This window comes from Burkholderia sp. BCC0322, from assembly GCF_902833045.1.
Classification (GTDB): domain Bacteria; phylum Pseudomonadota; class Gammaproteobacteria; order Burkholderiales; family Burkholderiaceae; genus Burkholderia.
On the sequence record NZ_CADFDU010000002.1, the window covers coordinates 464,659 to 478,185 of the forward strand.

A 13,527-nucleotide genomic window follows, 5' to 3' on the forward strand; every position below is an offset into this window, starting at 1 on the left:
TTCCTCTCCACCGTTTCGATGCGATAGGTGTCAGTTCAAGCGCCACCGTCCGAGGACCTTGACCGCTCTTTGACCGGATGACTGCGTGTGCGATTTTGGGCGATCCTTCGTTGCATAAGCCGTTTGTAGCCTTTTGCCAATCGCAATACCATCACTAACGCCAGCCGATTTCCCAATGTCAGGTCGCGACGTGCCCAGATTCCAGCGCTCCATTGGGTTTGACGAATGTACATGATCACTTCCCGGCGTGCGTCGCGCGAAACGACTCCGCGCAATAACTTGCCTATTCCAGGAGTGGCGCGCTTGTTGACGAACTGACCGGCACCGAACACGTCATTCTGGTTGAGTGCCGCGTATGCGTCGACCAATGTCTCATGCGGGCGCTCGATCAATTTGTTCCAGGTTGCCAATGCCGGGTCGCGAAGTTCCGACGCGGCAATCGCACATGTTTCGACGTAGGGTGCCCAAACCTTCGCGGCTTCGACCACACCATCCTGGAAACCTTCAACGAAATTCTTGCTGGAAGCGTGTTCCATATCGCTTTCCGAGCGAAATGCAAATGCGCCGGAGTTGTCTTCGTCAATGCGATAGCCGGACACTGAGCCGAGAGGTGAGCTGAACAGCATCTCTAGCGGAGACACGGCATCAAGAAGATGACAGTGTTCCAGCGTTTCATTCGCATTGGGACCGAACGCTTGCTTGTGGGCATTTGCGGGTTGCTCGTTCAGGAACATCTGCAATCCCAGGTATTGCCCCTGAAATCGTACGGACGGCAGAAGCCACGCGAGATTGTCCTGAATGGTACCGCGCCACCCAATATCCACGACGCTTACCGCTGACCCGTCATCTCGCAGCCCTCGAGTCGCCAAGTAAGCTAGCAACGCACGACGATCGGCACGAATTTTCTCCTCGATTTGACGGACGAACTCGGGATCGTCGAAGAGACGTTTGACTCGGCTGTCTTCCCATGGATGCTGGATCGCTTCCGACAACGGCAACTGATGTTTCGCTGCCAGTTCGGCGAACGAATTAGGCTCAAGTCCCAACGACTTCAAGAGTGCTTCGAGCGAATGCGTCGTATACAGATTCCAGATCCGCCGCATCTCCGACGGAGTGACCTCTCGTAGGGAGGCACAGAACGTAGCAAGGCGACTCACTTCGAGCAGAGCGGCGTGCGGAAGTGTATGGCCGGCATGCCTTCCGTTCGGGAACAATGCATTCCACACGCGAATAAAGAACTCGCCTTCACGTGAAAAGAAATACAGACTCTTGAGCCCGCTGGACAGCACGCCTTCCGCAACGTAGAGACAGAAGCCAATCACCAGCACACTCGACTGAACGCCTGCGGCGAACGCGGCTTCGCGTTCGGCGGACTGTTCATGTGCAAAATGGTGACCACTTGCCGTCGCCTTCGCCTCTGCCTGGATCTTGCGAAACAACTCGCCTCTATCCTCGAATACGGATTCACGAACCAGTCGTTTCGCGTGCTCGACTTCAGGTTGAAAATGCACGGCATTGATACCAAGCGCGCGTGGCACATCGCGATCGGCCGTCGAATTGTCGCCGATGTGAACGTGCTCGTCCGGCGTTACTCGATAGAGGTCTTCGATGTAATTGAAAAGCTTGCCCGAGCGCTTGTTGATGCCGATGTCGCAGGAACTCACGCCCCCCGGCACAAACTTGTCGATTTCGTGATGATGCAGCAACGTCGAAAGGCGGCTCGCGGACATGTAAAAGTCCGACAGGAACAGCGTCGTTTCCGCAGGATACTGTTCGGATACATCTCTGATCGTTGGATCGGGATAGGTGTGCCGAAGCTCGAAGTCCAGTTCGAAATCGGCGAGTCTGGACGGCAGAGAGTCGTCATAGGGTTGCTCGACGATCTGCGCAAGCCATTGACGCAGTACTTCGACGATTTCGTACTCGTTGTCTTTTCCCGCAGCGCGTGCCTGATCGGCCAGCAGCATTTCTTGCTCGACTCTCCGACGATAGATGTCCCACGCTGTTTCATAGCGACAGGAAACACCAAGCGACGGATCTAGAAACACGTGCAAGGCCGTTGCGAGCTTTGCGAATTCCGGGTGGCAATCGCGCCGCAGCAGCGTATCCCACACGTCTATGGTCTTCAATCTGTACATCAATAGGCCTTACGCTTGCCAACAAATACTTCGCTCACGGCTTCGAGCTGCTTGAGGCGTTTTGCCCACGCGCCTGGCAATTTGCCGGCAAGCGCGCGCAGCCTCATGCGGCTGACAGGTTGGGGAGCTTGCGCAAGACGCTGCTTTTCGTCGCGGTCATAGTCGCTCCATGCCTTTGCGATGATTGCTGCACACTCATCTCGAGACACAACCGGCCCTTGCAAGCAACCGTTAATCCAGTCGGCGAACTTCGCGGATGCGTCTTCCCATCGAGGCCATGCTTGAGCCGTGCGCAAGGCACCTGCCTTAAGCCGAGAGAGTTCGTTTCGATCACTCAGGATCGTACGAATCGTATCGACAACACCGTCCAGATCATTTGTGGACACCACGCGCGAATTTACGTTGTCGACGATGTATTCGTCGTGTCCGGTGACATTGAAGACGATTGCTGTCCCGCCGCAGTGGAACATTTCAAGGGGCGGGCCGAACATTCCTTCGACCGTGCTCAGTTTGAGTAGTACGTCACAGGAGCGGTAGATCTCCGCCGTCTTGACCATTGGCACGCGAGAAAATACCCGGGACACACCAGGAACCCATCGTACTGGTGAGCCGGTCAGCAGCCAGATTTCGCTTGCACCTGCTTCCCGTGCGAGTCGGATTGCCAGTGCGGTATTCTTGAACGGCACACCGAAATGCCCTTCGACCAGTACGCGCGGACGCGTCGGACTCCTTGCTTCGATAGTCGGTCCGGTCGGGGTATAGACATCTTTACGGATACCGTTCTTGACCAGTGAGGCATCCTGCCCGAAATGGCTTTGCAAGTGGTCCTTGATCCAGGTCGCTTCCGTCACATATGTCACGGGTAGCTGATAGGTCGCATCGACGAGTGCGCGTAGCGGAACTTCCGCTTCCGGATAGAATCGGGACTCGATTGACTGGACAAAGTACGCGTAACGGGGCGCGTCGAATTCATGAAGCTCGAGCGCGGTTTTCCACCAAGTAGCGATAACGAGGTCGTACTTTTCGGAACGGGCCGTCGCGATGGGGATGCAACGCAACCGGGGGGCCTCGTTGTGCCAGGCTAGCGTCTCGGGCGTGAAGGGCTCCTGAACGGCGAGCGTGACATCGTAACCGTGGTCGCGCAAAAAGCTTGCGTGCTGAACAATGACGTAAGTTCCACCGCTGATCGCCATGGATCCCACAAGAAAACACACTTTCATTTCGGTGCAGCCTTTTTTTCCGTTGAGCTCAAGTGCAGGCGCATGGTCCGCTGGTTTTGCCGCATGCGGATGACTCGATAGGCACGCGCCATTCCCCAGAGTGCGCGCTCTTCAATCGTCAACCAAGGCCAGAAACCAAGGTCGCGTTGACGTTGCTTGAAAACATCGATCGAGAAGCGCAGCCGGGCACTAAACGAAGGCGATGCTCGGCGATTGTCGAACGTCGACGCCTCGAAGACGCCAAAATTTTCGACGTGCGAGAGTGAGCGCATCCATTCGATCTCACTTGATGAAGGCTGGAACACCATGCGTGAATGGCGCTTAACTGCGGACGCCAGAAGTTCTTGCTCCGACACATCCATAGTAACCAGCGCTTTCGCAATACGAACGAATGCGGCCATTACGCTATCGGCTACCGGTTTCACAAGTGCTTCGATCATCGGACCTTCGGCGAACGCATCTTCCACGACGACGACCTCTTTGGCGTTTGTCTGAATATAGCGCTGTGCTGATCCGTGGTTGGCATGCAGCAAGACTTCAAAGAGTGACCGGTTTTCGTTGAACACGTAGTAGCCCGCAGTGCGCTTTCCAGTGTTCTCAAATAGCAACCCTGCCTTCTCGTTCGAGGGGCCGGCATTGCCGGTTGCGACGAGTCCGACGTAGTAGCCCTTGACCCTTGCGGCGTCCCCTCGGAGATTGCGCAGCCATCCGAAGACGTTGTCCTGGATTGACCCCTTCCATCCAACGTCAACAACATTCAATCGTTCAGGGATGGTTCCGTCGCAGAAGCTGCGGACGTAGTTTTCGAATGCCTTGCTTCGCGCAAGCCGCTCCGTCTCGTACACTCGTGAAAACGAAGGCAGATTCAGCAGGCTGACGAAAAGCGGGTCGTGCGGCAAGTCTGCGCTCCGCTCGGCGAGCAGCGACGGCTCGACGTTAAGCTCGGTAGCGAACGTCGGAAGGTATTCTTCCAGTGCCAGGCTTTTCAGAAACTCGGCGATCGAGATCCTCCTGTATTGTCGGAAGAGAACCTCAAACTGCTCCTGATCTAACGAGCGCAGCGACAGCAGAAAGGTCGAACGACGAGACACCTTCAGGTAATGGGTCCGTATGGGTGCTGCCCCCTCGTTGGCCTGCACCACGTCGAACATCTGCTTCAGCAAAAGCCCTTCTCTGGCGAAGAAGAACAGATCTCTTACGCCGTCCTTCCGTGCTGCGTCATACAGTCGGCGTGTAAACAGGTATAGCGTGAGTGAAAGATCCCTGAACGGCCCTGTCGTCTGTTCGGTATCGCAGAGCCGCATGATCGCCTGCACGCCATTCCCTCTGTTACCGCGCGCGACATGAGGCGTGCTGTTATTGACGTCCATTGTGCTGCCCTGACTTGTGACTTCCGTATCGCACTCTCGCACCTCTTTCATGCTCCAAATCGAATCCACTTGCTCGGCGAGCGTGCCATCCGCCAAGTCTCATGCATCTTCCCGTATGCTGGTCCGCCATCAACTGACTTCGGGGTGGCGGTGGCCACCGTCAGCGCTCAAAATGGGGGCGGTTGCAATTTATTCCGGTCCTCCGGTGTGCCCGAGTAGACCGACGTACGTGGCTGAAGCTGCACGTGGTTAGAGTGCGGTGCACGCTGACTCGAGTTCCCTGACCAAGAAAAATTTTCCTTGTCATGCCATCGAAAGGATGGTCATGTGCGGGGTTCGCAACTTGAAAGATGGTAACGTCCCAGTGTTCGGGAGAGTGTGAAACTTTATCATGGAACAGCCGGACCTTAGGGATATGGTGTGGCCCTATAATTGAGGGGAATACTTGGGGCCGGCCTTTTCACGCTTGCCGCTGCGACAGGGTTTTCGCTGGGGCAGTGGCGAATTGCAGCGGGGCGCGCTTACTATATCCATACGGCGCGAGATCTTGGCCGATCATCGCCGGCTACTTGTTACATATGGCAATTTCGGTTGCGAAATCGGGCGCATCTGCACAAAATTGCCTCTAATTTCCGCCATCATTGAGAATATTTCAGTTCGTGGTACGTCAACGCATAGAATCCTCCTCGCACGATTTCCCGCTGCCCGTTGATGGCGAACTCTCCGTTTCCATCGTCACCTACCATCCGGATGTAGCACTACTCAAGCAAACATTCTCGACCCTCGGTGCAGCTTTCGACTGCTTGCGGAGATCTCGCCCGACGCTGAGCATCGGCGTCTGGCTGGTCGACAATGGCGGCATGCCCGATTTGCGCGAGATCAGGGATGTACTTGACCGGATGGGCGTGGCTTTTGACCTGATTTCCGGCCACGGCAACGTCGGCTATGCTCGCGGCCACAATCTCGCGATCGATCAGGCGCGCAGTCGTTATCACCTCGTGCTGAATCCCGACATCGACCTCGCGCCGGACGCGCTCGAGAATGCGCTTGATTTTTTCGATGCCCATCCGGAGGCCGGTCTGTTGACGCCTCGCATTGGCGACGAAACCGGCCAGATCCAGTATCTGTGCCGTCGCTATCCTGCGCTGCTGGATCTGTTCGCACGCGGCTTTCTGCCACCGGCTTTCCGGAAGCCCTTCGAGCGCCGGCTGGCTCGTTACGAGATGCGTGACGAGATCAACGACGCGGATATCGTCTGGGATCCACAGATCGTGAGCGGATGCTTCATGCTGTTCCGGACCGAGCCGCTCAAGCGTCTGAATGGCTTCGATCCACGCTATTTTCTGTACTTCGAAGACTACGATCTCAGTTTGCGGACCCGCGAACTCGCGCGGATCGCATATGTGCCTACGGTGCGTGTGCTTCATCACGGCGGTGGCGCCGCACGTAAGGGGTGGGCGCACATCCGCATGTTCGTGGCGTCGGCGTTCAAGTTCTACAACCGTTTCGGCTGGAAACTGTGGTGACCCGCATCGTCGTGACAGGCGCGAACGGCTTCGTCGGCCGTGCGGTTTGCCGACAGGCGCTCGCGGCGGGACATACGGTCACGGCGCTGGTGCGCCGTCCCGGCGGGTGCATCGACGGCGTTCGCGAATGGGTGCATGACGCGCCGGACTTCACCGGGCTCGCACATGCGTGGCCGGCTGATCTGAAAGCCGATTGCGTGATCCACCTGGCCGCGCGCGTCCACGTGATGCGCGACGAATCGCCCGATCCGGATGCCGCGTTCGGCACGACCAACGTTGCGGGTACGCTGCGCGTTGCCGAAGCCGCGCATGCGCATGGCGCGCGCCGCTTCGTGTTTGCCAGCAGCATCAAGGCTATCGGCGAGGGCGATCGCGGCGTGCCGCTCGCGGAGGACGTCACACCCGCGCCTCAGGACCCATACGGGCGTTCGAAACTGCGTGCGGAACAGGCACTCGCGCAATTCGGGCGGCAGGCGGGCATCGAGGTGGTCACCGTCCGTCCGCCGCTGGTCTACGGCCCCGGCGTGCGGGCCAACTTCCTTCGGATGATGGACGCCGTCGCACGAGGATTGCCGCTCCCGTTCGGCGCGATCGAGGCGCGCCGCAGCCTCGTCTATGTCGACAACCTGGCCGACGCGCTGCTGCGGTGCGCAACCGATCCACGGGCCGCGGGTGAGTGCTTTCATGTCGCCGACGACGACGCGCCGTCGGTGGCCGGGCTGCTGCGGCTGGTCGGCGACGCGCTCGGCAGGCCGGCAAGGCTGTTCCCGGTGCCGGTCGCGATGCTGCGCACGCTCGGCAGGCTGACCGGCCGCAGCGCCGCCGTCGACCGCCTGACGGGCAGCCTGCAGCTCGACGTAGGCCGCATCAAGCGCATGCTTGACTGGCGACCGCCCTATACGACGAGACAGGGCCTCGAAGCGACCGCCGCGTGGTATCGTTCGCGCGACATACAGAAATAGACAATATGCATTCCGCGATTACCACGTGGCTCACGGCAGCCGGCGTAGCTCTGGCCGCCGCCTTGGCCTCGACCCTTATCCTGCGGACGCTGCTCGCGACGGGGCTGGCCTGGCGCCTCGCGACCGATATTCCGAACGACCGTTCGCTGCATACGCTGCCGACGCCGCGCGTGGGCGGCTGGGGCATCGTGCCGGTGTGTGTGGCCGCGATTTTATGGCTCGCGCCGTCGATGTGGCTCGTCGCAGTGGCCGCTGCCGGCCTAGCCGCCCTGTCACAGCTCGACGATCGGCGCGGGCTGCCGGCGCGGGTCCGGTTCGCCGCGCACCTTGCCGCGGTCGTTGCGTTGATCGTCGTCTATCCGGCCGTCGCGCCGTGGTGGATCCTCGCGGGCGTCGGTTTCGGAATGGTCTGGTTGACCAATCTCTACAACTTCATGGATGGCGCGGACGGCCTTGCCGGCGGCATGGCGTTGTTCGGTTTCGGCGCGTATATGACCGCCGCGCTGGCGGGTGCACAGCCGGCGCCGGATCTCGCGGCGGGCGGTGCAGCGATCGCGGGCGCGGCGCTCGGCTTCCTGCTACTGAATTTCCATCCGGCCAAGTTGTTTCTCGGCGACGCGGGCTCGATTCCGCTCGGATTCATGGCGGGCGCGCTCGGCTACTGGGGCTGGCGAGGCGGGGTCTGGCCGATCTGGTTTCCGGCGATGGTGTTCTCGCCCTTTATCGCCGATGCATCTGTAACACTTGCGAGACGTTTGTTACGTGGGGAAAAGTTCTGGCAGGCGCACCGGGAGCATTATTATCAGCGCATGGTGCGCTCTGGCACCGGCCATCGGCGCACCGCCATCTACTGGTACCTCGTGATGCTCGCGGGCATAATTGTAGCCCTGTGGGCATTGGGCCGTCCCACACTGCAGCAGTGGGGGCTGTTTGTCGCCTGGTATGGCGTTCTTGCGTGCATCGGTTGCGTGATCGACGCGCGCTGGCGCCGTGTCGGCATGGCCACCGAAAACAAATCTTGAGGTCTCCCGCCGATGTTGCGATCCAAAGCATCTTGGCTGTCATTGAGTGCTTTCCTGTTCGACCTGCTGGCGGTGCTTGCAGCGTGGTTGTTCGCCTATCTCGTTCGCTTCAACGGTAGTATTCCTGCCGATTTCCTGGGTGGCGCGCTGATGGCGCTGACGTGGGTGCTGCCCGTCTACGCGCTGATGTTCCACGTGTTCGGCCTGTATCGCGGGCTGTGGGTGTTCGCGAGCCTGCCCGACCTGATGCGTATCGCGAAAGCGGTGGGCGGCGGCGGCATGATCGTGATGATCGGCGCCGTGATGTTCCAGCCGGTGCCGATCATTCCGCGCTCGGTGCTGCTCGTGTCGCCGTTGATACTGTTCCTGGCGATGGGCGGTGCGCGCGCGCTGTATCGCGCAACGAAGGAGTATTACCTTTACGGCGGGCTCGTCGGGAAGGGCAAGCCGGTGCTGGTGCTCGGTGCCGGCACGGCCGGCGCGAGCCTCGCGCGCGAACTGTCCCGCTCGGGCGAATGGCGCCTCGTCGGCCTGCTCGATGACGATGCGACCAAGCAGGGGCGCGAGGTCTACGGCTACAAGGTGCTCGGATCGTTCAACGATCTGAAGCACTGGACCGACGCGATGAAGGTCGAATACGCGATCATCGCGATTCCGTCGGCGTCGGTCGAGACGCAGCGTCGCGTCGCGACGCTGTGCGTGCGTGCCGGCGTGAAGGCGATGGTGCTGCCGTCGCTGACCGCGCTGATGCCAGGGCAGGGTTTCCTGTCGCAGGTGCGGAACATCGATCTCGAGGATTTGCTCGGCCGCGATGCCGTGACGATCGACACGCCGCACGTCGAGGCGCTGCTGCGTGGCCGCGTCGTGATGGTGACCGGCGCGGGCGGGTCGATCGGCTCCGAACTCTGCCGGCAGATCCTGCGCTTCGCGCCGGCACAGCTTGTCGCGTTCGACTTGTCCGAGTATGCGATGTATCGGCTGACCGAGGAGTTGCGCGAGCGCTTCCCTGATTTACCCGTCCTGCCGATCATCGGCGACGCGAAGGATTCGCTGTTGCTCGACCACGTGATGTCGCGCCATGCACCGCACATCGTGTTTCACGCGGCCGCCTACAAGCACGTGCCGCTGATGGAAGACCACAACGCATGGCAGGCGCTGCGCAACAACGTGCTCGGCACGTATCGTGTGGCGCGGGCGGCGATCCGCCACGACGTGCGTCATTTCGTGCTGATCTCGACCGACAAGGCCGTCAATCCGACCAACGTGATGGGCGCGAGCAAGCGCTTGGCCGAAATGGCCTGCCAGGCGTTGCAGCAGACGAGCGGGCGTACGCAGTTCGAGACGGTGCGGTTCGGCAATGTGCTCGGCAGCGCAGGCAGCGTGATTCCGAAGTTCCAGCAGCAGATCGCGAAGGGCGGCCCGGTCACGGTCACGCACCCGGAGATCACGCGTTTCTTCATGACGATTCCGGAAGCGTCGCAGCTCGTGCTGCAGGCATCGAGCATGGGGCATGGCGGTGAGATCTTCATTCTCGACATGGGCGAGCCGGTCAAGATCGTCGATCTCGCATGCGACCTGATCCGCCTGTACGGCTTCTCGGAAGAGCAGATCCGGATCGAGTTCACCGGGCTGCGGCCGGGCGAGAAACTCTACGAGGAGTTGCTCGCGGACGACGAGGCGACCACGCGCACCCCGCATCCGAAGCTGCGGATCGCGCGGGCGCGGGAAGTGCCGGACAATTTCCTCGACGAGCTGCTGCCGTGGCTGATGCAGCATCGTGTGCTGCCCGACGACGAAGTGCGGCGCGACCTGCGCCGCTGGGTGCCCGAGTATCAGACGGCCGCCGTTCCGGCGCTGAAGAGCGTGCGGGTCGCGTCGAACCGCTGACGCCGAGGTCGTTGCGGTCGCCACGCGGAGGCCAGCCGGTCCAAAAGAAAAGCGCCCCGAGGGGCGCTTTTTTCATGTGCGGCTGCGGACGGTTCAGCGACTGTGCCGATGCTTCCTCACCACCATCCACCGTGGCGCCCTGAATCGCACGATGCTGAGGTACAGCCACACATAGGTCAGCGCGAACAGCACGACGAACACGAACAGATGCACCGTGTGCCGCCAGAACAGCGTCGCGGGTATCACCGCGACGAGGCACAGCAGCCACAGGTACGGCGACGTCAGCGAATTGCGGCGCGTCAGGTCGTGCGCGTGCTTCGTGCCGACGGCCCAGCGCATCAGCCGCTTGTATACGAGCATGTGCAGGTGCACGCCGTCCGGAATGCCGGGTGACATTCCGCGGATGAATTTCTTCCGGTAGATCGAGAAGCACGTCTCGAAGATCGGGTACATGAACAGCAGCACCGGGTACCACGCGGATACCTCGCGGTTGCGCATCACGAGCATGATCGCGAGCTCCGCGAGCATGAAGCCGATGAAATACGCGCCGCCGTCGCCGAGGAAGATCAGCCCGGCCGGGAAGTTCCACAGGAAGAAGCCGAGCACGGCGCCCATCATGATGATCGACGCGGACATGACGACCGGGTCGCCGACCTGGAACGCGACATACGCAAGCGATGCGAACATCATGAAGCTGACCATCGACGCGAGTCCGTTGAACCCGTCGATGATATTGATCGCGTTCGCCAGCGCGGCCACCGCGAGCACCGTGATGAACGCGGAGATGGCCACGTAGCCGAGCAGGAAATCGAGCGGCGGCACGCTGATGCGCTTGACCGCGATCCCCATCAGCCAGAACGCCAGTGCGGCCGCACCCATCGTGCACAGCAGCCGCGCGCGCGGCGACACGCGCTTGGTCAGATCCTCGACGAGGCCGGACAGGAACGCCGGCAACCCGCAGGCGGCGATGCCGAGAATGCTGCCGGCGATCGTCGGATAGCGCCGGGACAGGATCAGCGCGGCAATGACGACGCCCGTGAGGATCCCGATGCCCCCGACCCGCGGCACGGGCCGCACGTGGAATTTCTGCACGCCGGCCAGATCGCTGTCGACCGAGAATCTCTCGTGAAGGTGCGAATAGCGCACGATGAACAGCGTGACGAGCAGGGAGACGATGAAGCCGGACGCGAAGCTGAGCATGGGATCGCTCGAAAAATGGACAGCGGATTATACAAAACCGCGCGGGTTCCCCTCCTGCCATCGCCAGTGGTCGGCACACATTTCATCGATGCCGAGCGCGGCACGCCAGCCGATGATGTCGGCCGCGGCCTGCGGGTTCGCGTAGCACTCGCCGATATCGCCCGGGCGGCGCGCGACGAGCTCGTACGGCACCGGGCGGCCCGACGCCTTCTCGAACGCGCGCACGACTTCCAGCACGCTGTAGCCCTGGCCCGTGCCGAGGTTCACGACGAAGCTCGCGTCGCGCTTCGCGAGCGCGTCGAGCGCGGCGATGTGCCCCTTCGCGAGATCGACCACGTGGATGTAGTCGCGCACGCCGGTGCCGTCCGGCGTCGGGTAATCCGAACCGAACACGCGCAGCTTTTCCAGCTTGCCGACCGCGACCTGCGCGACGTACGGCATCAGGTTGTTCGGGATGCCGGCCGGATCCTCGCCGATCAGCCCGCTCGAATGCGCGCCGACCGGGTTGAAGTAGCGCAGCGTGGCGATCCGCCACGACGGGTCGGAAACCTCGAGATCGCGCAGGATCTGCTCGGCGATCAGCTTCGACTGGCCGTACGGGTTCGTCGCGGACAGCGGGAACGACTCGTCGATCGGCGAGCGCTCGGGCACGCCGTACACGGTCGCGGACGAGCTGAACACGAACTGCTTGACGTTACGCTCGCGCATCACCTTGAGCACGGCAAGCAGGCCGCCGAGGTTGTTCTGGTAATACTCGAGCGGCTTCTCGACCGATTCGCCGACGGCCTTGAGCGCCGCGAAATGGATCGTGCCGGTGATCGGGTGCGCGTCGAATACCTTCGCGAGCGCGGCTTCGTCGCACACGTCGACCTGGTGGAACGCGGGCGTCTTGCCCGTGATCCGCTCGATGCGGCGTACGGATTCGGCCTTGCTGTTGACGAGGTTGTCGACGATCACGACGTCGTAGCCGTTGTCGAGCAGCTCGACGGTCGTGTGCGAGCCGATATAGCCGGCTCCGCCGGTGACGAGGATGGTGCCTTTAGCGGTCATTGCTGATGCGCTCCTTCAGAGGGGGATACCGGTTAACGAGTGGATGGTACGCCGGTAGCGTTCGACGACCTGCTGTTCGTCGAATTCCACCGTGACCTTCTGCCGGCCGCGCGCGCCCATTGCGTCGCGGCCGGCCGTTCCGAGTTCGATCATGCGGAGCAACTGCTCCGCGAGGCTCGCGCTGTCGCGCACGCGGCACAGGAAGCCCGTTTCGCCGTCGGCGACGACGTCGCGGCAGCCCGGCACGTCGGTCGCGACGATCGGGCGGCCCATCGCAGACGCTTCCATCAGCGTGCGCGGCACGCCTTCTCGGTACGACGGCAGCACGACGCAGTCGGCCGCCGCGATATGCGGGCGCACGTCGTGCGCTTCGCCGAGATATTCGATCACGCCTTCGCCGACCCACGCATCGACGTCCGCGCGGCCGATCGCGCTTGGATTGTCGACACCGAGCGGCCCGAGCAGCTGGAAACGCGCGTTCGGGAAGCGTGCGCGCACGCTGCGCGCGGCCTCCACGTATTCGCGCACGCCCTTGTCCCACAGCAGCCGGCCGATCAGGATGAAGACGGGCGCGTCGCCAGCGGGCAGCGGCACCGGCGCGAACTGGTCGAGATCGACGCCTTCGCCGTGCAGCAGCTGCGCGCGTTCGGGGTGCGCGAGCAACTGCTCGTCGGTGAAGGTCGCGAGATCGTCGCGGTTCAGGAACCACACTTCACGCGGGAAGCGGAACGCGAACCGGTACAGACGCTTCGCGACGCTTGCCGCGCGGCTCTTCTGGATGAAGACGTAGCCGAGCCCGGTCGTCACCGCGATCGACGGCACGCGCGCGAGCCACGCGGCGATCGAGCCGTAGATGTTCGGCTTGATCGTGTAATGAAACACGAGATCGGGCTTCAGCGCGCGGTAGTGACGCAGCAGCGCGGCGAGCGTGCCGAGATCCTCGCGCGGGCTCGTGCCTTTCGATGCGACCGCGAGCGCCACGTAGCGGCAGCCCATCTGCTGGAGCAAGGACACGGTGCGGTCGTGCGGCGCAATGACGATGACCTCGGCGCCGCGCGCGACGAGCGCACGGATCAGCCCGTGGCGATACGTGTAGATCGCCCAGGCCGTGTTGCAGACGAGCGCGATGCGCAGCGGGGAGGTGGCGGACAT

10 protein-coding genes are annotated in these 13,527 nt (G+C 61.8%); 4 read left to right on the forward strand and 6 right to left on the reverse strand.

Annotated features, from left to right (window positions below; genetic code table 11):
* Positions 1–35 precede the first annotated feature (35 nt).
* The 3 genes from HWX39_RS08135 to HWX39_RS08145 are packed head-to-tail and all read right to left on the reverse strand — an operon-like array spanning position 36 to position 4,779.
* Entirely contained in the window at positions 36–2,114 is a 2,079-nt protein-coding gene (locus tag HWX39_RS08135) for an HAD family hydrolase (protein ID WP_175966865.1), read from the reverse strand.
* Positions 2,115–2,137: 23 nt separating this feature from the next.
* Positions 2,138–3,331 carry a glycosyltransferase gene (locus HWX39_RS08140; protein WP_244134950.1) on the reverse strand — a complete coding sequence of 398 codons (1,194 nt, stop codon included), beginning with the start codon at positions 3,329–3,331 and terminating at the stop codon, positions 2,138–2,140.
* Positions 3,332–3,354: 23 nt separating this feature from the next.
* The gene (locus HWX39_RS08145; RefSeq protein ID WP_175966870.1) at positions 3,355–4,779 is read right to left on the reverse strand and encodes a hypothetical protein; all 1,425 of its coding nucleotides are present in this window, start codon (positions 4,777–4,779) and stop codon (positions 3,355–3,357) included.
* 608 nt (positions 4,780–5,387) lie between these two features.
* Between HWX39_RS08145 and HWX39_RS08150 the strand changes: the two genes are divergently transcribed.
* The 4 genes from HWX39_RS08150 to HWX39_RS08165 are packed head-to-tail and all read left to right on the forward strand — an operon-like array spanning position 5,388 to position 10,125.
* On the forward strand, positions 5,388–6,254 hold the full coding sequence (locus tag HWX39_RS08150) for a glycosyltransferase family 2 protein (protein ID WP_175966872.1): 867 nt from the start codon (positions 5,388–5,390) through the stop codon (positions 6,252–6,254).
* Positions 6,251–7,216, forward strand: a complete 966-nt coding sequence (locus HWX39_RS08155) for an SDR family oxidoreductase (RefSeq protein ID WP_175966873.1) — start codon at positions 6,251–6,253, stop codon at positions 7,214–7,216. The genes HWX39_RS08150 and HWX39_RS08155 overlap by 4 nt, the downstream gene beginning before the upstream one ends.
* A 5-nt stretch (positions 7,217–7,221) precedes the next feature.
* A complete protein-coding gene (locus HWX39_RS08160; protein WP_175966875.1) occupies positions 7,222–8,238 on the forward strand; it encodes a glycosyltransferase family 4 protein in 1,017 nt (338 codons plus the stop codon).
* A 12-nt stretch (positions 8,239–8,250) separates the two neighbouring features.
* Positions 8,251–10,125: a nucleoside-diphosphate sugar epimerase/dehydratase gene (locus HWX39_RS08165; protein ID WP_175966877.1), complete on the forward strand. Its 1,875-nt coding sequence runs from the start codon at positions 8,251–8,253 to the stop codon at positions 10,123–10,125.
* A gap of 93 nt (positions 10,126–10,218) precedes the next feature.
* Here HWX39_RS08165 and HWX39_RS08170 read toward each other — a convergent pair whose 3' ends face one another.
* Genes HWX39_RS08170 through HWX39_RS08180 form a run of 3 tightly spaced genes read right to left on the reverse strand, consistent with a single transcriptional unit; the run spans position 10,219 to position 13,527 of the window.
* The gene (locus HWX39_RS08170; protein ID WP_175966879.1) at positions 10,219–11,325 is read right to left on the reverse strand and encodes a glycosyltransferase; all 1,107 of its coding nucleotides are present in this window, start codon (positions 11,323–11,325) and stop codon (positions 10,219–10,221) included.
* 27 nt (positions 11,326–11,352) lie between these two features.
* Positions 11,353–12,375 (reverse strand): UDP-glucose 4-epimerase GalE, encoded by a 1,023-nt coding sequence (gene galE / locus HWX39_RS08175; RefSeq protein WP_175966881.1) that lies wholly within the window; start codon positions 12,373–12,375, stop codon positions 11,353–11,355.
* Between the two features lie 15 nt (positions 12,376–12,390).
* Positions 12,391–13,527 carry a glycosyltransferase family 4 protein gene (locus HWX39_RS08180; RefSeq protein WP_175966883.1) on the reverse strand — a complete coding sequence of 379 codons (1,137 nt, stop codon included), beginning with the start codon at positions 13,525–13,527 and terminating at the stop codon, positions 12,391–12,393.

Coding starts and splice junctions, on each gene's coding strand:
- HWX39_RS08180 (WP_175966883.1), bottom strand. CDS start 13,527: ATGTCCGCCACCTCCCCGCTGCGCATCGCGCTCGTCTGCAACACGGCC.
- HWX39_RS08170 (WP_175966879.1), bottom strand. CDS start 11,325: ATGCTCAGCTTCGCGTCCGGCTTCATCGTCTCCCTGCTCGTCACGCTG.
- HWX39_RS08145 (WP_175966870.1), bottom strand. CDS start 4,779: ATGAAAGAGGTGCGAGAGTGCGATACGGAAGTCACAAGTCAGGGCAGC.
- galE (WP_175966881.1), bottom strand. CDS start 12,375: ATGACCGCTAAAGGCACCATCCTCGTCACCGGCGGAGCCGGCTATATC.
- HWX39_RS08165 (WP_175966877.1), top strand. CDS start 8,251: ATGTTGCGATCCAAAGCATCTTGGCTGTCATTGAGTGCTTTCCTGTTC.
- HWX39_RS08140 (WP_244134950.1), bottom strand. CDS start 3,331: ATGGCGATCAGCGGTGGAACTTACGTCATTGTTCAGCACGCAAGCTTT.
- HWX39_RS08160 (WP_175966875.1), top strand. CDS start 7,222: ATGCATTCCGCGATTACCACGTGGCTCACGGCAGCCGGCGTAGCTCTG.